Below are 21,457 nucleotides of genomic sequence, written 5' to 3' on the forward strand. Positions count from 1 at the left end.
TTTGCCGGCGAAGCGGATTCCGGCATCGCGGATCAGAGCCAGCCGTTCGACTCGGCGATTCTCACGGCTTCGGCGCGGGTCGTGGCACCCGTCTTACCCATTGCGGACGACAGGTGATTTCGAACTGTCCCTGCGGACAAGAACAGCGCCCCCGCGATGGCCGCCACGGGTGCGCCGTCGTGAGCAGCGCGCAGTACTTGGGTCTCACGCTCCGTCAGGGGCGACTCACCGCTGACGAGGCTGTCAGCCGCAAGGGTGGGATCGACGACGCGCAGTCCGGCATGAACACGCCTGACCGCGTCGGCAAGCTGCCTGGCAGGTGTGTCCTTGACGACGAACCCGCCGGCCCCCGCGTGAAGGGCTTTACGGAGAAATCCTGGGCGCCCGAACGTGGTGACGATCAGAACCCGGGTCTCGGGTGCTGCTTCGCGAAGGGCCGCTGTCGCGGCGATACCGTCCATGCCGGGCATCTCGACGTCGAGAAGCGCGACGTCCGGACGGTGCTCGAGTACGGCAGCCACCACCTCGTCACCGCGGACGACCTCGGCCACCACGGACAGATCGGATTCCAGATCGAGTAGCGCGGCCAAAGCTCCTCGCACGAGCGCCTGGTCGTCCGCCAAGAGCAGCCGTATGGTTGCTCGATCGCCCTGGTTGCTCACACTTTCTCCTGTTCGACGACCTGAAGTGCAAACCCTTGCGGTTCGGGATGAGTGATGATCACTCGTGCGCCCGACGCGCCGGCCCGCTCACGCAATCCGATCAGACCGTTGCCGGAAGACGTCGACCCGGCCCCTCGTCCGTCGTCGACGACAGATGCGCTTCTTTCGTCGACCGTGATCCGACAGTGTGTTGCTCCGCTGTGCCGAACCACGTTGGTGACACCCTCACGGATCGTCCATGCGAAGAGTTCTCGGAGGCGAGTGGGGACCATGTCGGTACTGCTCGGCACGTCGTCCTCGATACCTGCCGCACGCAATGCCTCTCGTGCACGGGCTATCTCGACGGGAAGTGAAATTCCACGAAATCCTTCGACGGCCGATCGCACGTCCGCAAGCGCGTCTCGAGAGAGTCTTTCGAGATCGTCGAGTTCGCTGCGCGCACGTTCTATGTCGACGTCCAGTAGGCGGTTGGCCAGTTCAGCTTTGATCGTGATGACGGTCAGCGAGTGCCCGAGGATGTCGTGCAGATCGCGCGCCATCCTCGTTCGCTCTTCCATGATTGCCCGCTGCTCCTGCTCTTCGCGTTCATGGAGCATGGCGAAGTTGCGGCTGATCAGGGACATGATGCCCCAGGTCGCGAATGCGGCCGCGCAGACTCCGAGGGAGAGCCCGGAGTAATTACCCCACCCGGACGAGAGGCTGACTATCTCCACGGAGGCTGCAAACACCAAGGCGAGAATGCCGCCCGCGACGGTCGGCAGCAGCGTCACCGCTGTCACCGCGAGATACGGTGCGGCTGCCAAACCCGTCGGCCCGACGCTGACGATCATCACGGCGGCCAACACGGTCAGAGCGGCCAGAGCCAGTGCAGCTTCGCGAATTTTCGGCCGAGTCATTGTCATTCGGCGCCGCTGTTGAGTTGTGGCGAACGTGTACAGGTAGAGCGCACTGAAGGTGATCGTCGCGAGAATCCCTGTCCAGCCGCGCACTTCGTCGCGCAGATTCCATCCCTCGATCAGCGGTCCGCCGAGAAATACCATCCAGACCGCCGCGAAGAGAACACCGAAACGATTCCGCCGCGGTAGCGCGACGGAATCGTTTCGGTCAGTCGTTTGCGACAACTACACACGCTCCGTATCTCGTTGGAACCGCCAGATCGCTCCGCCGGCGAAGATGGCGAACCACACCAGGATATTGACGATCCAGGTCCAGTGAATGCTATTGCCGGTCAACGGTGCGTGGGCGAGGGCATTGATGCCGAACATCGGCGTGAACTGTGCGATGGTCGCCCACACGGAACCGTCGGTGAGAGGTACGAAGAGTCCGCCGCCGAAGGCGAGCAGGGCCAGTCCGGGGCCGAGCAACTGCATGACGTTCTCACTGGGGAGCAGATACCCCATGAACAGGCCGAAGGCCGCGAAGATCGACGATCCCAGCCAGGCGATCAATGCTGTTGTGAACCAGAGCGATCCGTCCATCTGCGCAGACGTGAACGCGCCGACGACGTAGACGACAAGGATCGAGACGAGACCGAGCAGCATCGCCATGATCAGTTTGACGGCGATGTAGGCGACCGGCGTCAGTGGAGTCAGGCGCAGTTGCCGGCTCCATCCCGACGCTCGTTCGATCGAGACCATCGCTCCGCCACTCGTAGTGGCCAGCATCGCGCCGTACAGGGCCATGCTGATCATGATGTACGCGGCGACATTGCCGTGCCCGATCCCGTGGTCGTCGTCGCCTTGACCGAGCCCGAAGACGAGGAAGAAGACGACCGGCATGACGAGTGTGAAGATCATCGTGCGCCGATTGCGGGTCAGACGACGAAATTCCAGTCGCAACAGGGTCGTGTTGAATCCGCCCAGTGGTACGACGGTTCGCTCGGCTCCGTAGGTGTTCGCTTCGATTGCAGTGGTCATCACTTCTGTCCTTCGGAGTTGTTCGACGTGAGTGCGATGAATGCGTCTTCGAGGCCACGCGAGACGATTTCGAGATCGCGAGCCTGCGTGTTGGTCAGCAGAAACCGTGCAACGGCATCGGTGTCGCCCGAGTGCACGAGCAATGACTCACCACGCACCTCGACGGCGTCCGAGTTCGGTATGGCTCGGAGCAGTTCGTCGGTGATACCGGGGACTCGTGCGCGCAGGGTGCGCCCGGACGCCATCGCCTTGACCTCGGCGGTAGTCCCGTCGGCGACGACTGTGCCCTGCCGGACCAGGATGATGCGGTCGGCGTAGACATCGGCCTCTTCGAGGTAGTGCGTCGCAAAAAGCACAGTGCGACCGTGATCTGCGTCGGCGCGGATGGCGGACCAAAAGTCCCGACGCCCTTCGACGTCCATACCGGTGGTCGGCTCGTCGAGAATGAGCAATTGGGGGTTCGACAGCAACGCCATCGCAAACCGCAGGCGCTGTTGTTGTCCGCCTGAGCATTTGCTGACGAGGCGATCGGAGATGTCGAGGATTCCGGCTCGCCCCAGCACTTCGTCGACCGGACGGGATTGGGCGTACAGGCTGGCGGTCAGCTGCACGGTCTCGGCCACCGTCAGTTCTTTGAGCAGCCCGCCGGTCTGCATGACTGCAGACACGAGTCCGCGGGCGATCGCCGATCGGGGTGACATTCCGAAGACGCTCACGTCGCCCGACGTCGGTCGGGACAGTCCGAGGATCATGTCGATGGTTGTCGTCTTGCCTGCGCCGTTCGGGCCGAGGAACGCGACGATCTCGCCGGGGCGGATGCTCAGGTCGATGCCCTTGACGGCATCGACGGTTCCGAAACTCTTGCGAAGTCCGGTCAACCGGACGGCGTCGTGTGCCGATCCTTCAGGGAGTGTGTGCAGTGCCTGTGGTGAATGCCGTGCCTGTGTTGAGGTCATACATAGAATCTGCTCGCTTCGAGGACGTGAGCCCTCGTCCGTCCGTCATTCTTCTGCCATGACATTTGTCATCGGGTCGGCCGGTATCTGTTTCGGTGCACTCTGGCCGAGCCGGGCGAGGACCAACCCCGCGATGATTGCTGCGCCACCCACGGCTTGGAGTGCGGTGACGGATTCCCCGACCAGGATCCACGCGGCGACGACCGCGCACAGCACTTCGGTCAGTGCTACCAGAGATCCTATGGTCGGTCCCAGCAGCGTGATCGCGGCGATGCCGGTGAGGTAGGCGATGACAGTGCTGACCAGGACCAGGACCGCCACGGGCAGCCACACGCTCACCGAGTGTTCTGCCACGACTGCGTTCGAGGCCGAGAACTCGAGGGGGAGGATGCCGACGAGCCCGAGTGCGCCGATGACCAGTGCGCTGACGGTCAGCCCCGAAGCCGCGAGCACAACAGGCTGGAGATCGCCGTCCGCACGTTCGGAAATGACGAAATAGACTGCAAGGCATGCCGCTGCGGCCAGTCCCCACGCAACTCCGACGGCACTGATCTCTGCCGATCCGAAGACGTCGATCACCACTGCGGCGCCGATCAAGGCAACCGCCGCACCGAGAAGTGTCTGCACGCTCGGCCGCGCGCCTTTGGTGATCCACACCCATCCGATGACGATGATCGGTGCAAGGTATTCGAGGAGTAATGCGACTCCGACCGAAAGATGTTGCACAGCATTGAAGAAGCACAGTTGAACGCCGGAAATTGCGAACACTCCGTACAGCAGTACGGTTCGCGTGTGGGCGCCGACCTGTCGTAGGCGAGGCCATTGGGTGGCTACCGCGATCACCATCATCACCAGTGCGCCGCCGGCCACGCGCGCGAACACCGCGCCGCCGGGGGACCACCCTGATTCGATGAGAGATTTCGCGAACGGGCCCGAGACGCCGAACGTTGCCGCGGACAGCAGAGCGAAGATCAAACCGTTGCGAGAGTTCACGTGGGCACCTGTCAGGAGTAAAAGCGATTATGATGCTGACATTAGGTTGACAAGGCTCAGGAGTCAAAGTGCATTTTGCTGGTGACACGGAATCGGCGCTCGTCTTCGCCGCGTCGTTGGTCAACACGGCTCGCGGTGGCGAGGAACTGTTGCCGGATTCAGAGGAACTGACCAGGTTCCTCGACGCCGATCGTTGGACCGGCCGGCGGGACGGCACTCTGGAGGAATTGGCGGCGGTTCGTGCACTGCGTCCACGACTGCGAAAGTTCTGGGAAGCCACGGGAGTGGACGACGCCGTCGAGGTGGTGAACTCACTGCTTCTCGAATCGGGCGCGAGGCCGCGGCTCACCAGGCACGATGATCTCGGCTGGCATCTGCACGTCACCGCTGACGATTCGCCCCTCGTGGACCGGATGGCTGCAGAAGCGGCGATGGGTGTGCTCGATCTGATCCGAACCGACGAATTCTCGAGGTTGCGATGGTGCGAGGCTCCCGACTGCGAAGCGGTCTTCGTGGACTTGTCGCGCAATCGGTCGAAGCGATACTGCGACACCGGAAACTGTGGGAACAGGGCGCACGTCGCCGCCTATCGTGCCCGTAAATCCGGGGCGTGACCAAGCGGTGTTCGCAGGGATAGAACCAGGCTGAGCGGATACCTTGTCGGGAGCCAGGATCGGTCTAGCGTTGTGAATTCGGAACAGATTTCGCGAAGCTAGGAGGACGGTCGGTGGCCGATCGTAGGCGTCCGCTCAAGACGGTGACCGGTGTCAGCGGGGCGGTGAGCATCTACGACGCCGCGATCGATCCGTCGACTTCGACGGTCGCGTCCGCGATCGAAGTCGCAAAGACGGCCGAGGCGAACAAGATCGACGGACTGTTTGCCGCCGATCTCCTGAGCTTCGGTGCGCAGGGTGCGATCGGCGCACAGGAGCCGTTGATCTTCCTTGCCGCGCTGAGTGCGGTCACCACGCATGTGGGGCTCATCGCGACCGTCACGACGACGTTTCATCACCCGTTCAACCTCGCACGGTTGTTCGGCACCCTGGACCACGTCAGCAATGGTCGAGCCGCATGGAATGCCGTCACTTCCTCACTCGGAGAAGAGAACTACAGCGACCTGGACCTGCCGAGCCCGGAGGAGCGCTACGCCCGAGCGGCCGAATCGCTCGAAGTCGTCAACGCGCTCTTCGACAGCTGGAAGACCGGCGCCTTGATTCAAGGAGAGGGCTCTGCGGTGCTCGATCCGTCGAGGGTGGTCCCCATCGAGCACCGAGGTAAGTACTTCACCGTGCAGGGACCGTTGAACATACCCTCCCTGCCGCAGCGTCGCCCGGTCCAATTCCAGGCAGGTCAGTCTGCTGGAGGTATCGAACTGGGCGCTCGCTTCGCGGAGGTCGTATTCACCTCTCTCGCAACCTTCGAGGACGCGGTCACCTACACGAAGACGATCCGCGCCCGGGCGGCAGAGTTGGGGCGCGGAGACGAACTACCGCTGATATTCAGCTCGTTCCACGCAACGTACGGCGCCACCGAAGCCGAAGTCGAACGATTGGTCAGAGAGGCCGAGGAATCGACGGACTTCGACGCCGGACGCACCAGGCTTGCCGACATGTTCGGCGGTGACGTGGATTTCTCGGAATTGCCGCTCGACCGGCCGATCCCGGAGTCGTTGTTACCGGACCCGTCGTCGGTGAATCGACGACGGGGCCGGGTCGAGATCTTCGGCAAGCTCGCGTCACAGGGAAAGACATTGCGTGAGTTGATCATCGCGTCCAAGGATACGGGCCACTGGGCAGCGGCAGGCACCCCGGAACAGCTCGCGGACGCAATCGAGGAACGATACGACGCAGGTGTCCTCGACGTCATCACGCTCGGTGACCTTGCGGATCCGCGTACACGCGATTTCGTCACGAGCGGACTGCTGCCGGAACTGCGCAAGCGCGCAATCGTGGGATCCGACTACGTCGGAGGTACCTTCCGTGAGAACCTCGAATTGCCTCCGCTGCCACCAGTTTCCGGCGCCTAGTTGTTGGAGGCGAGTGAGCGCATGAAGAACATGAGGTTGGCCGGTCGTTCCGCGAGGCGACGCATGAAGTAGCCGTACCACTGGCTGCCGTAAGGAACGTAGACCCGCAGGTGATTGCCTTCGGCTACCAATCTGCGTTGTTCGCCGTCGCGGATGCCGTAGAGCATCTGAAACTCGAAATCCTCGGCTGTCCGTTCGGTCAATGTGGCGAGTTCGAGGGCGGCGTCGATCATGGTGGGATCGTGGGAGGCGACCATCGGGTACCCGTCACCTTCCATCAAGACCTTCAGGCAACGCATGTACGACGCGTCGACTTCGCCGGGCTTTTGGAACGCGACGCCGGCCGGTTCCTTGTATGCACCCTTGCACAGCCGAATTCGTGAACCTGATCCGGAGAAGTGCCGGCAGTCGGCCTCGGTGCGGTGCAGATACGCCTGCAGGACCGTACCGAGCGTCGGGAAGTCACGGCGCAACTCCTCGACGATGGACAGTGTCGAGTCGGTGGTGGTGTGATCCTCCGCGTCGACGGTGACCCATGCGCCCACTTCGTTTGCCGCTGTGACGATTCGGTGTGCATTCGCCAGGGCGATCTTCTCGCCGTCACCGGGAAGTGCCTGCCCTAGCGCCGAGAGCTTGAGCGAAACCTCGAGGGAGCGGTGCGTCCCCGCCGCTTCGGAAAGCGTTGCGTACGAGCGGAGAAGGGAGAGATAGGCATCGACGGTAGCTGTTGCCTGAGCTGGATCGGTAGTGTCCTCGCCGAGGTAGTCGACCGTCGCGAACCGGCCACTGGTGAGGATGTCGCGTACGGCCGAGACCGCTGCGGGTTCCGCGTCCCCGGCGACGAACCTGTCTACCAGCTTGCGGGTCAAGGACATCCCGGAGACTGTCTTCTCCAGCCGCGACGAGCGTGCCGCCGCCAGCAGTACCGGCCGCAACGGGTTGCTCAGAGAGACGGTACTCATCAACGGTTCTCGCTCTCGGCTGGATCGACGTCCTGGTGTGGGTAACGATGATCGGTGGGAGGAACGAAGGTCTCCTTGACGGTACGCGTCGACGTCCAACGGAGCAGGTTCTGCGGTGAACCGGCCTTGTCGTTGGTGCCCGAAGCCCGCGCGCCCCCGAAGGGCTGTTGCCCGACAACCGCGCCCGTCGGTTTGTCGTTGACGTAGAAGTTTCCGGCGGCGAACCGCAGACCGTGGTGAGCTTGATCGACGGCCGCACGGTCGGTGGCGATCACGGCACCGGTCAGGGCGTAAGCGGATCCGCTGTCGACGCGAGCGAGGATGTCGGCGTAGGCATTCGGTGCAGAGTCGTCGTAGACGTGCAGGGAGAGTATGGGGCCGAAGTACTCGGTGCTGAAGGCCTCGTCACTGGGGTCGTCACCGAGCAGGACCGTCGGCGAGATGAAGAATCCTTCGCGGTCGTCGTAGTCGCCGCCTGCTGCGATGGTGAGGCTGCTGGTCGACTTGGCGCGGACGATCGCGGCGGCGTTTCGGTCGAACGAACGCTGATCGATGACGGCGCCGCCGAAGTTCTGCAGGTCGGTGACGTCTCCGTACTTCAGCGACGACACAGTGTCGATGAACGTGTCGCCCATCTTGGCCCACACCGACTTCGGGATGAACGCGCGTGATGCGGCCGAACACTTCTGGCCCTGGTAGTCGAAGGCCCCGCGAATCAATGCCGTCGTGAGTACGTCCGGGTCTGCGGAACTGTGTGCGAGTACGAAGTCTTTGCCGCCGGTTTCGCCGACAAGACGTGGGTACGTCCGATAGTTCGAGATGTTGGCTCCGACTTCACGCCACAAGCGCTGGAACGTTGCGGTCGATCCGGTGAAGTGGATGCCCGCCAGGCGGGGGTCGGCCAGCGCGACCTCGGACACCGTGGGGCCGTCGCCGAGAACAAGATTGATCACCCCGGGCGGAAGACCGGCGGCTTCGAGTAGTTGCATCGTCAGGTACGCCGCGACGGCCTGCGTCGGTGACGGCTTCCAGATCACGGTGTTGCCCATCAGGGCCGGTGCGGTGGGTAGATTTCCAGCGATGGCGGTGAAATTGAAGGGCGTGATCGCGTAGACGAAGCCTTCGAGTGGTCGATATTCGACGCGATTCCACACTCCCGGAGCGGAAACGGGTTGGTCGGCGAGTATCTGGCGAGCGAACGCTACGTTGAAACGCCAGAAGTCGACGAGTTCGCAGGGGGCGTCGATCTCGGCCTGATATGCGGTCTTCGACTGGCCGAGCATTGTTGCAGCGGCGATGGTTTCGCGCCACGGGCCGGAGAGAAGATCGGCGGCGCGGAGGAAGACCGCAGCGCGGTCGTCGAACGAGAGGTCGCGCCAGGCGGGGGCGGCGAGGGTTGCGGCGTCGATGGCATCACGAACGTCCGAGTGCGTTGCGCCCGCATACGATCCGATGACTGAACTGTGACGGTGTGGTTGAACGACGTTCTCCCGCTTGCCTTCCGCAGTTCGGTGGACACCCCCGATGACCTGCCTGATGTCGGTCGGTGTTTCGGCCAGTTCGGTCAGTTTCGTACGTAGGCGTGATCGTTCCGGGCTTCCCGGTGCGTAATTGTTCACCGGTTCGTTGGCGGGGTGGGGGACATTGGTAACGGCGTCCATGACGATCCTTCGGCAGACTCAGGAGTGGGCAGTTGTCGTGTCGTGAATCAGTCAAGTCGAAAAACGTCGGCGAGTAATCCGCTGAGCGGCCAAACATCGGTGTCCGTGTTTGTCCGATCGGCTGAACCGTTTTCGCAGGAAAATGCACTATTCTCGAAATTGAGGTGTTGCGACGGTCCGGAGAGTGGGTGGTACGTGTCTATCCGTGGGGTCAGGCTCGACGCGGTCCTTCGGGCGCTGGGCGGAGCTTTTGTCGAGCTCGTCCTCGCGCCGTCGGACGCTGACGTCTTCGTCGACTCCGTGGTGTTCGCAGAGGCCGGGGACCTCACGCGCCCCGGAACCGAGGGCGTCGAATCCTCTGAGCTCTGGCTCGCTGTCGGTATCGACGCAGCCGAACTGGCGGCGTGGCTGAACCGTCTCGATCAGAAGGGATCAGCGCCACGGGCTGTCATGTCGAAGGAGGTCGCGGGCACGTCGGTGCAGGTCGCGGCACAGCGCGCCGGAATCGCCTTGATAGCTGTCCACCCGGATGCTCGTTGGGATCGATTGTTCACAACGATCCGGGGCGTGCTCGATCATTCGGTGTCCCGACAGGATTCGGACGACATCGTATTCGGTAGTGACACAGACTTGTTCGAGCTGGCGCAGAACGTCGCCGCAATCACGCGGGGGATGGTCAGCATCGAGGACGAGCGTTCCCACGTCTTGGCCTATTCGGCATCGGGAGATGCTGCGGACGAACTACGCCGGCAATCCATCCTCGGTCGCGAAGGCCCTCGCGAATACCTCCGAAAGCTGCAGGAGTGGGGCGTCTTCGAAAGCCTGCGGCGAAGCGACGACGTAGTCGAGGTGCCTGCTCACGAAGACCTCGCGATCAGGCGACGGTTGGTGGTCCCGATACGCAGGATCTCCGAGAACAGCAGGGGGGAGAGCGGTTTCAGTTTCGATCTTCTCGGCACTATCTGGGTTCAGGAAGGCCCGGTACCCATCGCCGCCGATGCCGACAGTGTGCTTCGCGGTGCCGCGGCCGTTGCTGCTCGGCTGATTTCGCGCATCCGAGACGCGCCGAGTAATGAGGCGATACAGATTCAGCGGTTGCTCGGGGTTCGCGGCGGCGGAGTCGATGTGCCTTCGCTCGCGGCCTCGTTGACCATCCCGATGTCCGGACCGGCGATGGTGGTCGGCGTGGCGAGTATCGGCGACGGTGGGCTGCCGTCTTCGGGCGAACTCGTGTCGTCTTTGCGACTGCACGCCAGCGCCTTTCAGCGTGAATCGCTGGTGAGTGCCGTCGGCACTCGGATCTACGTGCTGTTTCCGCGAACCCAATCCGCGAAATCCACAGTCTCGTGGACCCGTGAAGTTGTCGCGCGTTTGGACAAGGTGTCGCCTTCAGGTTTGCGGGCCGCGGTCTCTTCGCCGGTTTCGACGCTTGCGGAGGTGGCCCAGGCTCGGGCCGAAGTGGATCGGGTCTTGGACGGAACGTCGGGGGATATTCGAGTAACCACTCTCGCGGACTCGCGCACGCCGGTGCTGCTGGGTGAAATCATGGACACGATTGCGGCCGACGAGCAACTGCACGATCCGAGAGTCGACGCCCTGGACGTCTACGACAGACGCAACGGGTCGAACATGCGCGAAAGCATCTCCGTTTACCTCGCACATTCGGGCGATGTCCGACGCGCATCCGAGCAGCTTCGGATTCACCCGAACACACTCAGGTATCGGATCAAGAGGGCCGAGGAGATCACGGATACCGACCTGTCCGAGCCGTCGGCCAGGCTGTTGATGGAGATTCAGTTGGCGGCGTCCGCTCGGGCAGTGGGTTCGCCGAACCTGTCGGACCCCAGCAGTACTCTTCGCGAATGATCGACTCAGCGAAGGTGCCAGGCGCAGCGCGCGCGTACTTCGACGGCGGCGACGCCCGCGACGTGTTCACCGAAGACGCCGTGGTGCGCGACGACGGCCGGACGTACGTCGGCATCGGAGAAATCGTGGCATGGAAATCCGCGGTGTCGACCGCGTTCACCTTCACCCAGAAAATCGAGTCGGTGCACACCCCTGGCTCAGCTGTTGTCGTGTCGGTGAACGTCGAGGGGGATTTTCCCGGAAGTCCCATCCGGTTGCACCATCACTTCACTCTCGACGGTGATCGGATTTCCGCTCTCACGGTGTGTCCCTGATGCCCACCGCCGACGAACTGCTCGGTAAATCCGTCGTCGCCGATCTGGCGGGCTGCCTCGAGCGAGCCTCCGGTCACACACGCCTCGCCCTCGTTCGGGGCAGTGCATCCGAATTCGACGGAATGAGTCTCGGGGAACGCACCCGCGTCGTACGGGACGCGATGACTGCCGAACTGCCTCAGGATCTTCCGGTCTTCGCCGAGGTCATCCGCCGTGCGCTTTCAGAGGTGACCTTCACTGGTTGGATGATCTGGCCGGTCACCGAAGCCGTCGCCGTCACGGCGACACGAAGTGGCTCCGAGTCGGATTTCGACGAGGGAATGGCTCTCCTTGCTGAGCTGACGTCGCGTCTGACCGCCGAATTCGCGATTCGCACATTTCTCGAAACGAACCTCGACCGTTCGCTGGCGATCGCACTCACCTGGACCGGCCACGAAGACGAACACGTCCGGCGCTTGGCGACCGAAGGCACTCGTACTCGTTTGCCCTGGGGACGACGGGTGAAAGAATTGACGGCGCGTCCCGAGTCGACAATCGTCATTCTCGACCAGCTGTATCGGGATGATTCGGAATATGTACGACGTTCAGTCGCAAACCATCTCAACGATCTCAGTCGTGCTGACTCAGCGCTCGCCGTGTCGACTGCGAAGCGTTGGTTGCAGACACCGGATTCCAACACACTGAAAATCGTCAAACATGCATTGCGGACGTTGATCAAGGCCGGCGACCCCGATGCTCTGTCTCTCTTGGGTTTCGCGCCGCCCACCGACGTCGTGGTCGAAGGTTTCGTCATCGACCGAGAAGTAGTCGATGCGGGTGGAGAACTCACCTTCGATTTCGCTGTCACGAACAACAGCAGAGAGTCCGTCACCGTCGTGATCGATTACATCGTCCACCACGTGAAGGCCAACGGGACGACGACACCCAAGGTCTTCAAACTGACAACACGAACACTGGAACCCGGAGTGCCGGCCCGCATCGCGAAGAGGCATTCCTTCAAACCGATCAGTACCCGGAAGTACTACGCGGGCGACCATGCCGTCGAAGTGCAGATCAACGGCGTACGTCAGGTACGAGGCGAGTTCCGCTTGGACGCGTGAGTGACCCCACCCGTCACTCACGCGCTGATCAAATGCCCGCACTGACGTCAGCGCATGACCTGTACCTGTTCGGCGATGTCGGCAGCCAGGGCCATCGCAGTCAGAGCGAGGCCGTTGTTGAGGTCGTATCGCAGTTGCCCGACATGGCCGTCCTGGACAGCGCGGACTCGTTTCCACGTCGGCGACTCGGCTTCGACGGCGTCGGGGTTCTGTAGTAGTACGAAGTCGGCCTGGTCGAAGATGGCGAGCTCCTCGAGGCTGTAGAACGTCGAGTCCTTCCGATCGGGCGCGGCATGGGCGGCGTCGGTCAAGACGTTCAGGCCGAGGTCCTGTGCAACCGACACGGCGAACGTGTTGTTCTGAAGCCAGATCTGGCCGCTGTCTGCGCCGGCTATCGCGATCGACTTTCCTTCTAGCAGTCCACCGATCTTGGCCCGCGCTTGTGCAAGTTCGGCGTTGTAGCGGGCGATGACGCGTTCGGCGACTTCGCGGCGATCGAGAGCCGTGAGTTGCGCGGTCATGGCCTGCTTCCAGGACGAGCCCGTCGTGCCCTCGTCGACGACGAGCACCGGAGCGATGTCAGTGCCGAGCAGGCCTTTGTCCTGGTAGTAGCCCCACCAGCCTTTCCCGACGACCAACAGATCGGGGTCGAAGCTCAGTATCGATTCCGCATTCGGTTCGTTGTTCGTCCCACCGAGGCGAGCTGCGCCGGCGGGTACCTGCTGCATGAGTTGCGACTTCGGATCCCAATTGGTCGCGACGATCGGGTACTCGGCCAATAGTGCAAAATCGAGGGCTCCTCGGGCTTCGAGCACCACCACACGCTTGGGGTCCCGCGGGAGGCGGTAGGCCTGGTCCGCGACGACGATGTCGACCCATTCGTCCGAGGTTTCGGTGCCGCTGGATTCGCTCGAACATGCAGACAGTGCGCCCAGTGCACCGAGCGCCGCTGCACCGGTCAGGAACCCGCGTCGTGTCAAGGAATCGATCAGACGGGTGAATTCGCCGTCCACATCTTTTGTCGACTGCAAGGGGGTTTCGGTCGATTCGATCACAGGCATGAGAAGGCACAGCTCCATCTGGTGTTCTGGGCATTTGAGGGTGCCTTTTCAACCTATTCGACCGTGACCGCCGACGCCTTGCTCGAAAACGCCAACCGCTCACCAGATTTAGCCAGTCCGCGTTGGCGGGTGTCGCAGAGCTCCCTCCTCGGATTCGGCTCGTTGTGGAGGGGCGCGCCCATCCGATCCGAACTCGAGGTATCGTGACCGACATGCAGCGCGTCTATTTCTGGTTTAGCAGGCCGGCCCCGGGTGGGCCTGCCGGCGTAACCACGCGCTGACAACCTCCACCCAAGAGCCGGACTACAGACCGGCTCGCTGGAGTTTCTCTTCATCTCTGGGGTCGGCCTGAGAACAGGAAACCGAAAACCCCATGACTGTCACCATCGACACCACCGCAGCTTCGGACAGCCTCGACGATCAGCGGACTGTGAGTATCAGTCCGCTCGTGTCACCGGCGACTGTTCGGGCCCAGCACGCTCCGGACGAGGTCGCGGCCGCAACCGTGCGCACCGGGCGTGCTGACACCATCAACATCCTCAACGGTGACGACGACCGTTTGATCGTCGTCGTCGGTCCGTGCTCCGTGCACGATCCGGAAGCGGCGATGGACTACGCCCGCCGGTTGGCTGCCAAGGCAGAGGAGTTGCGGGACGATCTGCACATCGTCATGCGCGTCTACTTCGAGAAGCCGCGCACCACTCTCGGGTGGAAGGGCCTGCTCAACGACCCCCACCTCGACGGCACGTTCGACATCAACACCGGGCTCGGAATCGGCCGAAAGTTGCTGCTCGACGTGTCGAGTCTGGGCCTGCCGGTCGGCTGCGAGTTCCTCGACCCGATAATGCCTCAGTACATCGCCGATCTGGTCAGCTACGGTGCGATCGGCGCGCGGACCGCCGCCAGTCAGGTTCACCGTCAGCTGTGCAGCGCGCTGTCCATGCCCGTCGGCATCAAGAATTCCACCGAAGGTGATGTGCAGGTAGCCGTCGACGGTACCCGCGCGGCGGCAGCGAGCCACGTGTTCCCCGGAACGGATCTCGACGGCCAGGCTGCCTTGATTCGTACCGCGGGCAACCCCGACTGCCATGTCATTCTCCGTGGCGGCAGCGACGGACCGAACTACGACGCCGAGACCGTCGCGGACACCCTTGCCCGACTGCGTAAGTCGAACCTGCCCGAGCGCGTGGTCATCGACGCGAGCCACGGTAACAGCAGCAAGGATCACGAGCGTCAGGTCATCGTGCTGGACGACATCGCCCGACGTCTGACCGAGGGTGAGCAGGGAATCGCCGGCGTCATGTTGGAGAGTTTCATCGAGGCCGGCCGTCAGGACCTGACCTTGGGCAAGGCGGACGAGCTCACCTACGGTCAGTCGATCACCGACGCATGCATCGACTGGTCCACCACGGCAGCACAATTGGACCGTTTGGCGCAGGCCGTTGCGGCTCGGAGGGGCTGACGCCCCCGTGCGCGTTTAGGGAGTGCCTGGACTCGCTAAACGCGCACAGGGCCGCTAGGCCAATACTTCTCGCGTGGCCTCGACCAGGCGCTCCAGCCAGGCGTCCGTGCCGACGGCCTGACGAAGTGGCTCGTTGGGCAATTCGATGCTGACCGGCAACCCGGCAGGCAAACTCGACCAGATGTCGGCCAGGGCGATGCCGCCGGTGCCGGGCACCAGACGCTCCTCGCGGGCCTGACGGATCAGCTCTGCGTCCTCCGTGGGAGCAGGGATCGAACCGTCACACATCTGGGCGTAGTGCAGCCACTCGCGCGGGATGGACGCAAGATCCTCCAGCGTGGTCGCCGAGCGGTCGGTGTGGAGTGCGTCGACGAGAACGCTCCGAGCCGGACCGTCTGCCGCCGAGACGATCTCGATGGCGGCACGCGCATCGGGTACCGCGGTCCACGGCATGAACTCGAGGGAAGCGACGATGCCGTAGTTCGCGCACAGTTCCGCGAGGCGGGCATAGGAGTCCGTGAGCCGAGCGCGGTCGCGGTCGTCACCGCCAACCAGAACGGCTTTGGCTCCGAGCTGTGCTCCGGCTTCGAGCAGCGGAACGCAGTCGGCGGGGTCGAAGTCGGCTGCAAGACGGATGATTTCGAGGTCGAATACCTCGACCGGTGAATCGTCCAGTCGACGAACCAGTTCGTTCAACCCCTGCTTGTCCTCGTGCAGAGGATAGGCCGTCGTGCCTGGTGCCGCGGGCATCAGACGAATGCCGATGGTGTCGAAGCCGTGTTTTTCGGCCAGGTCGACGTGTTGCATCGGAGCCGTGTCCAGCACCGTGAGGGCGGCAAGCCCCAGTGAGGGTGTCATGCGTGCGCTCCAACTGTCGTGGCGGCGGCCAGTTCCCGACCTGCCAGATAACCGAACGTCATAGCCGGGCCGAGGTTGATGCCGCCCGACGGGTAATGCCCGCCCATCACGCTCGCCTGATCGACGCCGACGGCGAGCAATCCCTCGATGGGGCGGTCGTTGTCGTCGAGCACATGCGACGACGAGTCCGTCACCAGGCCGGCGAAGGTGCCGAAACTCCCTGGCACCACTTTTACCGCGTAGTACGGACCTTTCTGCAAGGGTGCGAGCGACGGGTTCGGCCAGGGGTTGGCTGCATCTCCGGACCCTCGGTTGAATGGTGTTGTACCGCGACCGAACTCGGGGTCGTCACCGGCGACAGCCCCGATGTTGAAGGCTGCGACGGTTTTCTCCAACTGCACGGGGTCGACGCCGATCTTCTCGGCCAAGTCCCGAAGAGTGCGCCCACGCGTGAGGTATCCGGAGCGCAGGTACGGCTGGATCGGGATCGGCAGGGGCTTGGCCATGCCCAGCGGGAGGTATCGCACATACTGTTGATCTGCGATCAACCACGAACACACTTCTTCTCCCTCGGGAACCTGCTCGACCATCGCGAGTGTGTAGTCGTGGTAGCCGAGTGCCTCGTTGACAAAACGCTTGCCGTTCGCGAGAACTCCGATGACACCGGGCTTTCCACGGTCGAGGATGTGCGGAAATACCCCTTCCTTGCCGTTGCGGTAGCGAACGATCGAGACGGGGCAGTACGCGACAGGGGATGCGAGTGTGCGGTCCAGGCGGCCACCTACGGATTCACCGAGGGTGATGCCGTCGCCGGTGGTTGTCTTCGGGGTGAGCGACCAGTGCTCGTTTCCGGTGGGGGTCCGGGGGAACAATTCGCGTCGTCGGTCGATGTCCTGCGCAAATCCGCCGGTGGCCAGTACGACACCGCGTCGGGCACTTACCGAGTAGGCACCGTCCGGGCCTTCCAGGCGGACGCCGACAACGCGGCCGTCGTCATCGGTCTGGAGCGACGTTGCCGACGTCTTCACCCGAATATCAACCCCCAGATCGAGTGCCGAGCGCAGCATCATGCCGACCAACGCGGTGCCGTTGACGAGTTGCTGACCACGGCGCTTGGTGGCGAGGTCGAACATGTGCTTGGTGACTCGAACTCCGCAGTGTACAAATGCTTTCGGCGAGCGTGTCGAGTGCAGGAAAGCCTGCAGATCAGGGCCGGCCATGATGCCCATGCCGAGGAACGACGTCTCGTACAGTTGTCGACGAAGCAGCGCCGCGACATCGGGGCCGAGCTTTCGCAAGCTCACCGGTGTCGGTCCGACGGAACGGTGGCCCGTGCCGGCTCCCGGTGTGTCGCCGTGTATGTCGGCGATCTTGGCTCCGGGAACGAACTTCAGCGCGGTCTTGCGTTCGAAGAACTCGACCATCTCGGGTGCGCCGTCGAGGAGTGCATCGACCTTGGCGGCGTCGAAATTGTCGCCGAGTCGGTTTTCCAGATATGTCCGCGGCGCCGAACGGTCCTCGACAACACCGTCGGCGATGGCAAACATGTTGCGCGGGGTCCACATCCACCCACCAGACCATGCCGTTGCACCGCCGCAGGTGTCGGCCTTCTCGACAACGAGTACCGACGCGCCGCCATGTGCTGCGGCAATTGCTGTGGAAAGCCCGCCTGCGCCGGAGCCCACGACAACCACGTCGTAGGTGAGGGGGGTACTGCTACTCATTTCTGCTCCTTGGCAGTTGTTGCGAGGGTCGGTGTCGACGACAGTTCGACAACCTTCCCGGTTCGTGACGATTCGTAGATTGCGGCGATGATGGCAAGTGACGCGCGGGCGTCGCGGCCGGTGACGGCGGGTTCGCGCCCGGTCAGGACGGCATCGGCGAAGTCCTGTACCTGCAGGGTATGGAAGTCGGTCAGTGCCGCATTGACGGCTCCCACATCGAGATTGGCGTCGACGTCGGCGGAGTACGGCGACTGGAACTCCACTTCGCCCGGCACGGTCCAGATTTCGTTGACACCCTCGTGCCCTTCGGGAAACTCGAGGACGCTGGCCATGGCACCGGTGCGCCCGATCACTGTCACACGGTTGCCCAGATTGTGATTGGCACCGGTAGTCGCGGTGACGGTGGCGGTGCCGCCCGAGGCAAAGGAGATCACAGCTGACGCGCTGTCCTCGGTCTCGATGTGCTCACCGTGTGTATGGGTGCGGATGAAGCCGCTGACCGAGACGGCCTCGCCCATGAACCAGGCCAGCATGTCGCTCTGGTGCACCGCCTGCGTCATGAGCACGCCGCCGCCATCGGTATCCCAGCGTCCGCGCCACGCGTCGGCCGAGTAGTAACTCGACGGGCGGTGCAGGATGACCGACGCCTCGCCGAGCGTGGGCAGTCCGATCCGGCCGTCGTCGATGGCGTCCCGGATCCGACGCGCTGCAGGCCAGAATCGGCGTTGGAAGAGCACCCCGAACGTGATCCCGGCGCGGTCGGCGGCCTCGATCATGCGGTCGGCGGCAGCAACATCGACTGCGATGGGTTTCTCGCACAACACATGTACGCCAGCCTCGGCAGCCGCAACGATCACCTCTTCGTGTACCGGATGGGGCGTGCAGACGGTACAGGCGTCGAGTCCGAGGGCCAGAAGTTGTTCCACGGAACTCACGGCTGCGGGAATGCCGTGGAGTGCCGCGAATTCCTGGGCGCGTCCGAGATCGGGGTCGCAGCAGCCGATTACCTCGACTCCGGGTACTTGTTGCAGGGCGCGGGCATGGTTGCCGGCGATCTTGCCGCAGCCGACGATTCCGACTTTCAGCGTCATCAGAAATGTTCCTCTGCTTCGACGTCCCGTGCCGCAGACTCGCCGCGGTCGAGACTGTTCAGTGCTTCGATGTCCTCGCCGGTGAGGGTCACGTCGAGTGCTGCCAGATTCTCGGCCTGGCGCGTCGGATTCGCGGACCGCGCGATCGGAACCACGCCCTGCGCGACATGCCAAGCAAGGACCACCTGCGCAGGGGTGCAACCCATTCGATCGGCGATCTGGCTCACAACGGCATTGCCGAGCACGTCGCCCCGGCCGAGCGGACTCCATGACTGAGTGAAGATGCCAAGTTCGTCGTTTGCGCGGCGAACCGGGATTCGAGCGAGCGACGGGTCCATCTGAATCTGGTTGACTGCCGGAGCCTCGCCGGTTTCAGCGACGACGCGGCGCAGGTGGTGCTCGAGGAAGTTCGACACTCCAACGTACCGAACCAGCCCGGCGTCGCGGCAGGCCAGCATCGCCTCGAATGACGAGACGTAACGATCGATCCGCGGGAGCGGCCAGTGGATCAGGAACAGATCGAGTTGATCCAGTCCCAGTCGTTCCAGGCTCTGCTCGAGCGCTCCGCGGATGTCACCGGAAACCTGGTCGTTTCCACGAAGTTTGGTGGTGACGAAGAGTTCTTCTCGCGGTAGACCCGATGTCGCCAGCGCTACGCCGACGGCGTCCTCGTTGCCGTAGATCGCGGCGGTGTCGATGAGGCGGTACCCGGCCTCGATTCCGGAGAGCACCGAGTTCGTGGCGTCGGCACCGACCAGTGGCCAGGTTCCGAGTCCGATGGGTGGCAACGCAGTTGCCACCGGTGCGGCTGTCTGTGCGCTCATGCGTGAACCTCCTGACGGGCCGCAGCAGCGGCGGTGATAGCGACGGCAACGTCGGCTGCGGTCACGAGTGCGGCATGGATGGACCCGCCGTCACCGCTCGCGTCGCCGACGGTATGGACGCCGAGTCGTGGTGCCAGTGAACGGAGTTCGGTCAGAAGCTCCGAGCGCGGCTCGACGCCTTGCGAGATCAGCAGCTCGCCGGGGGCGTCGACTTCGCTCAGTACACCGCCTGTCGAGATCGTGACCGACTCGGCGTCGACCTTCGTGACGATCGAGCTCAGGTAGGTCGTGAGGTTCTCACTTGCGGCCAGGCGCGGCAGCAGCACGATCTTGCCGCGTCGGCCGACGTCGTGTGCGATGGTTTCCTGCGGGCCGATCATGACGACCTGTGTGCCCTTCTGGAGCAGATCGTCTGCGACGGCAGCAGCCTCGCGGTCGGCGCCGAAGATGGTGATTGCTTCGGGGGCAGGATCGCCGGAGACGAGGAATTCGCGGACGTCGCGAACGGTACGGGTTGCTGCTCCGGGGAGATCGACCACGGGGCCGACGCCGCCGGCGGCAAGAACTATCGCGTCGAAATCGCTACCAGAGAGCAAAGCGGCATCTGCTCTGGTCGAGGTGTGGCACTGCACCCCGAGTTCGGCCAGTTCCGCGAGGTACCAGTCCACTATCCGCCCGTATTCGGGATACTCGTGCAGCGTCGATGCCAGAGCGAAATCGCCACCGAGGCTAGGGCGTTCGTCGTACAGGTCGACGCGATGGCCGGCAAGTGCGAGGTCGCGGGCAGCGGCCATTCCGGACGGACCGGCACCGATGACGGCGACCCGCACGGTGGCATCAGCCGGCTGTGTGGGCTGATCCAGTTCACGTCCGACCCACGGGTTGACGGAGCAGGGAATGGGGCCGGCGGCCAGGCTGTCGATGCAGTAGTTGCAGGCGATGCAGGGGCGGTACCGCCCACCGTCGATGGCGTGATTCGGGAAGTCCGGATCAGCGTGCAACGTACGAGCCATGCTGACGAAGTTGGCTTGCCCGGATTCGATGATCCGCGCGGCGGTCTCCGGCGACGTGATGCGTCCGGCCACACCCACCGGGATGTCGAAATCGCGCTGGTACTGCTCGGCGTACGGCGCGAGGAGACCGCGCGACCATTCACCGGGCTGGATGATCCATTGTCCCGCTTCGTAGTTGCCTGCCGAGACGTCGAGAAAATCGAGTCGGTCGGTGTCGATGGCGTCGATGCGGGCGCGGGTTGTCTCGGCGTCGAGTCCGCCGTCGACACCTTCGAAAGCTGAGAACCGAAGTCCCAGAGTAATTCCCGGAGCATGCTCGTGTACTGCAGCGATGACTCTGTTGACGAAGAGGGTCGGCTCCGCCCATTCGTCGTCTCGGTGATTGTAAGCAGGGGAGAGGAACTGGTGGATCAAGTACCCGTGGCCGCCGTGTAGGGAGATGACGTCGACGCCGGCCTTCTGGCAGCGCGCCGCGGCTTCACCGAAACACTCGATGATGTGTTCGATGTCGTCGCCGTCGAGTTGTTCGGGCATCTCGCCGCCGACGACCATGCACGGAATCGGTGTCGGCGCAACGGGAACAAATCCGCTGACCGACCCCTGCGCCGTGCGTCCACCGTGGTTGAGTTCGACTCCGACGAGGGCGCCGTGTGCGTGGATCGCCTCGACCATCTTCTTGATGCCGGGAATCCGCTCGTCGACGTCGACACCCATCTGCCGGATGCGACCCTTGCCGTCGGCGCGCACGTAGCTCGCTTCGGTGAAGATCAGTGCCGCACCACCTTCGGCGCGGCGGGCGAGGTAGGCGATGTACTCGTCCGTCATGGTGCCGTCGACTTCGCAGTAGTTGCGTTCCATCGGAGCGGACACGAACCGGTTCCGAAGGCGGACGGTGCCCATGTCGAGCGGTTCGGCGAACGGTGCAGTCACGTTCATCAGTGCTCCCGGTACTTCTCGAGAAAGTAGAC

19 protein-coding genes are annotated in these 21,457 nt (G+C 63.4%); 6 read left to right on the top strand and 13 right to left on the bottom strand.

Going from position 1 to position 21,457, the window contains the following annotated elements:
• Positions 1-32 precede the first annotated feature (32 nt).
• Genes ABWI03_RS04315 through ABWI03_RS04335 form a run of 5 tightly spaced genes read right to left on the bottom strand, consistent with a single transcriptional unit; the run spans position 33 to position 4,527 of the window.
• Positions 33-662 carry a response regulator transcription factor gene (locus ABWI03_RS04315; RefSeq protein WP_298777289.1) on the bottom strand — a complete coding sequence of 210 codons (630 nt, stop codon included), beginning with the start codon at positions 660-662 and terminating at the stop codon, positions 33-35.
• Positions 659-1,783: a sensor histidine kinase gene (locus tag ABWI03_RS04320; RefSeq protein WP_124567622.1), complete on the bottom strand. Its 1,125-nt coding sequence runs from the start codon at positions 1,781-1,783 to the stop codon at positions 659-661. Before ABWI03_RS04320 ends, ABWI03_RS04315 begins: the two co-directional genes overlap by 4 nt.
• Positions 1,784-2,578 carry an ABC transporter permease gene (locus tag ABWI03_RS04325; RefSeq protein ID WP_166809295.1) on the bottom strand — a complete coding sequence of 265 codons (795 nt, stop codon included), beginning with the start codon at positions 2,576-2,578 and terminating at the stop codon, positions 1,784-1,786.
• On the bottom strand, positions 2,578-3,534 hold the full coding sequence (locus tag ABWI03_RS04330) for an ABC transporter ATP-binding protein (protein WP_298777290.1): 957 nt from the start codon (positions 3,532-3,534) through the stop codon (positions 2,578-2,580). Before ABWI03_RS04330 ends, ABWI03_RS04325 begins: the two co-directional genes overlap by 1 nt.
• Before the next feature lie 45 nt (positions 3,535-3,579).
• Entirely contained in the window at positions 3,580-4,527 is a 948-nt protein-coding gene (locus tag ABWI03_RS04335; RefSeq protein ID WP_200316451.1) for an EamA family transporter, read from the bottom strand.
• A 68-nt stretch (positions 4,528-4,595) separates the two neighbouring features.
• Here ABWI03_RS04335 and ABWI03_RS04340 point away from each other — a divergent pair, with 68 nt between their 5' ends.
• Positions 4,596-5,141, top strand: a complete 546-nt coding sequence (locus ABWI03_RS04340; RefSeq protein WP_214883706.1) for a CGNR zinc finger domain-containing protein — start codon at positions 4,596-4,598, stop codon at positions 5,139-5,141.
• A gap of 113 nt (positions 5,142-5,254) precedes the next feature.
• Positions 5,255-6,553, top strand: coding sequence for an NtaA/DmoA family FMN-dependent monooxygenase (locus ABWI03_RS04345; RefSeq protein WP_298777291.1), 1,299 nt, complete (start codon positions 5,255-5,257; stop codon positions 6,551-6,553).
• Here the strand turns inward: ABWI03_RS04345 and ABWI03_RS04350 are convergent.
• Together ABWI03_RS04350 and pruA are read right to left on the bottom strand one after the other, a co-directional pair.
• The gene (locus ABWI03_RS04350; RefSeq protein WP_235170154.1) at positions 6,550-7,515 is read right to left on the bottom strand and encodes a proline dehydrogenase family protein; all 966 of its coding nucleotides are present in this window, start codon (positions 7,513-7,515) and stop codon (positions 6,550-6,552) included. The genes ABWI03_RS04345 and ABWI03_RS04350 overlap by 4 nt on opposite strands.
• The gene (gene pruA, locus ABWI03_RS04355; RefSeq protein WP_298777292.1) at positions 7,515-9,176 is read right to left on the bottom strand and encodes an L-glutamate gamma-semialdehyde dehydrogenase; all 1,662 of its coding nucleotides are present in this window, start codon (positions 9,174-9,176) and stop codon (positions 7,515-7,517) included. Before pruA ends, ABWI03_RS04350 begins: the two co-directional genes overlap by 1 nt.
• 195 nt (positions 9,177-9,371) lie before the next feature.
• On the opposite strand from pruA, the gene ABWI03_RS04360 reads away from it, so the two are divergent.
• Genes ABWI03_RS04360 through ABWI03_RS04370 form a run of 3 tightly spaced genes read left to right on the top strand, consistent with a single transcriptional unit; the run spans position 9,372 to position 12,456 of the window.
• Positions 9,372-11,042, top strand: a complete 1,671-nt coding sequence (locus ABWI03_RS04360; protein ID WP_298777293.1) for a PucR family transcriptional regulator — start codon at positions 9,372-9,374, stop codon at positions 11,040-11,042.
• On the top strand, positions 11,039-11,356 hold the full coding sequence (locus tag ABWI03_RS04365) for a nuclear transport factor 2 family protein (RefSeq protein ID WP_095968776.1): 318 nt from the start codon (positions 11,039-11,041) through the stop codon (positions 11,354-11,356). Before ABWI03_RS04360 ends, ABWI03_RS04365 begins: the two co-directional genes overlap by 4 nt.
• Positions 11,356-12,456 (top strand): DNA alkylation repair protein, encoded by a 1,101-nt coding sequence (locus ABWI03_RS04370; protein ID WP_298777294.1) that lies wholly within the window; start codon positions 11,356-11,358, stop codon positions 12,454-12,456. Before ABWI03_RS04365 ends, ABWI03_RS04370 begins: the two co-directional genes overlap by 1 nt.
• Positions 12,457-12,503: 47 nt before the next feature.
• Here the strand turns inward: ABWI03_RS04370 and ABWI03_RS04375 are convergent, their stop codons facing one another.
• Positions 12,504-13,517 carry an ABC transporter substrate-binding protein gene (locus ABWI03_RS04375; protein WP_298777295.1) on the bottom strand — a complete coding sequence of 338 codons (1,014 nt, stop codon included), beginning with the start codon at positions 13,515-13,517 and terminating at the stop codon, positions 12,504-12,506.
• A 373-nt stretch (positions 13,518-13,890) separates the two neighbouring features.
• Between ABWI03_RS04375 and ABWI03_RS04380 the strand changes: the two genes are divergently transcribed.
• Positions 13,891-14,979, top strand: a complete 1,089-nt coding sequence (locus ABWI03_RS04380; protein WP_003940571.1) for a 3-deoxy-7-phosphoheptulonate synthase — start codon at positions 13,891-13,893, stop codon at positions 14,977-14,979.
• A gap of 54 nt (positions 14,980-15,033) precedes the next feature.
• On the opposite strand, the gene ABWI03_RS04385 is transcribed toward ABWI03_RS04380, so the two are convergent.
• The 5 genes from ABWI03_RS04385 to ABWI03_RS04405 are packed head-to-tail and all read right to left on the bottom strand — an operon-like array spanning position 15,034 to position 21,425.
• Complete coding sequence (locus ABWI03_RS04385; protein WP_298777296.1) at positions 15,034-15,837, bottom strand: sugar phosphate isomerase/epimerase family protein; 804 nt, start codon at positions 15,835-15,837, stop codon at positions 15,034-15,036.
• Positions 15,834-17,561, bottom strand: coding sequence for an FAD-dependent oxidoreductase (locus ABWI03_RS04390; protein ID WP_298777297.1), 1,728 nt, complete (start codon positions 17,559-17,561; stop codon positions 15,834-15,836). The genes ABWI03_RS04385 and ABWI03_RS04390 overlap by 4 nt, the downstream gene beginning before the upstream one ends.
• Entirely contained in the window at positions 17,558-18,652 is a 1,095-nt protein-coding gene (locus ABWI03_RS04395; protein WP_298777298.1) for a Gfo/Idh/MocA family protein, read from the bottom strand. The genes ABWI03_RS04390 and ABWI03_RS04395 overlap by 4 nt, the downstream gene beginning before the upstream one ends.
• Complete coding sequence (locus ABWI03_RS04400; RefSeq protein ID WP_298777299.1) at positions 18,652-19,476, bottom strand: aldo/keto reductase; 825 nt, start codon at positions 19,474-19,476, stop codon at positions 18,652-18,654. The genes ABWI03_RS04395 and ABWI03_RS04400 overlap by 1 nt, the downstream gene beginning before the upstream one ends.
• Complete coding sequence (locus tag ABWI03_RS04405; RefSeq protein WP_298777804.1) at positions 19,473-21,425, bottom strand: oxidoreductase; 1,953 nt, start codon at positions 21,423-21,425, stop codon at positions 19,473-19,475. The genes ABWI03_RS04400 and ABWI03_RS04405 overlap by 4 nt, the downstream gene beginning before the upstream one ends.
• Positions 21,426-21,457 lie beyond the last annotated feature (32 nt).

Origin of the sequence: Rhodococcus baikonurensis (assembly GCF_040489275.1) — a bacterium.
GTDB lineage: Bacteria > Actinomycetota > Actinomycetes > Mycobacteriales > Mycobacteriaceae > Rhodococcus_F > Rhodococcus_F baikonurensis.

Bases quoted from the DNA above. Each gene is read 5' to 3' on its own strand.
- ABWI03_RS04325 (WP_166809295.1), bottom strand. From the start codon at position 2,578: ATGACCACTGCAATCGAAGCGAACACCTACGGAGCCGAGCGAACCGTC.
- ABWI03_RS04330 (WP_298777290.1), bottom strand. From the start codon at position 3,534: ATGACCTCAACACAGGCACGGCATTCACCACAGGCACTGCACACACTC.
- ABWI03_RS04350 (WP_235170154.1), bottom strand. From the start codon at position 7,515: ATGAGTACCGTCTCTCTGAGCAACCCGTTGCGGCCGGTACTGCTGGCG.
- pruA (WP_298777292.1), bottom strand. From the start codon at position 9,176: ATGGACGCCGTTACCAATGTCCCCCACCCCGCCAACGAACCGGTGAAC.
- ABWI03_RS04365 (WP_095968776.1), top strand. From the start codon at position 11,039: ATGATCGACTCAGCGAAGGTGCCAGGCGCAGCGCGCGCGTACTTCGAC.
- ABWI03_RS04370 (WP_298777294.1), top strand. From the start codon at position 11,356: ATGCCCACCGCCGACGAACTGCTCGGTAAATCCGTCGTCGCCGATCTG.
- ABWI03_RS04375 (WP_298777295.1), bottom strand. From the start codon at position 13,517: ATGCCTGTGATCGAATCGACCGAAACCCCCTTGCAGTCGACAAAAGAT.
- ABWI03_RS04380 (WP_003940571.1), top strand. From the start codon at position 13,891: ATGACTGTCACCATCGACACCACCGCAGCTTCGGACAGCCTCGACGAT.
- ABWI03_RS04385 (WP_298777296.1), bottom strand. From the start codon at position 15,837: ATGACACCCTCACTGGGGCTTGCCGCCCTCACGGTGCTGGACACGGCT.
- ABWI03_RS04390 (WP_298777297.1), bottom strand. From the start codon at position 17,561: ATGAGTAGCAGTACCCCCCTCACCTACGACGTGGTTGTCGTGGGCTCC.
- ABWI03_RS04395 (WP_298777298.1), bottom strand. From the start codon at position 18,652: ATGACGCTGAAAGTCGGAATCGTCGGCTGCGGCAAGATCGCCGGCAAC.
- ABWI03_RS04400 (WP_298777299.1), bottom strand. From the start codon at position 19,476: ATGAGCGCACAGACAGCCGCACCGGTGGCAACTGCGTTGCCACCCATC.
- ABWI03_RS04405 (WP_298777804.1), bottom strand. From the start codon at position 21,425: ATGAACGTGACTGCACCGTTCGCCGAACCGCTCGACATGGGCACCGTC.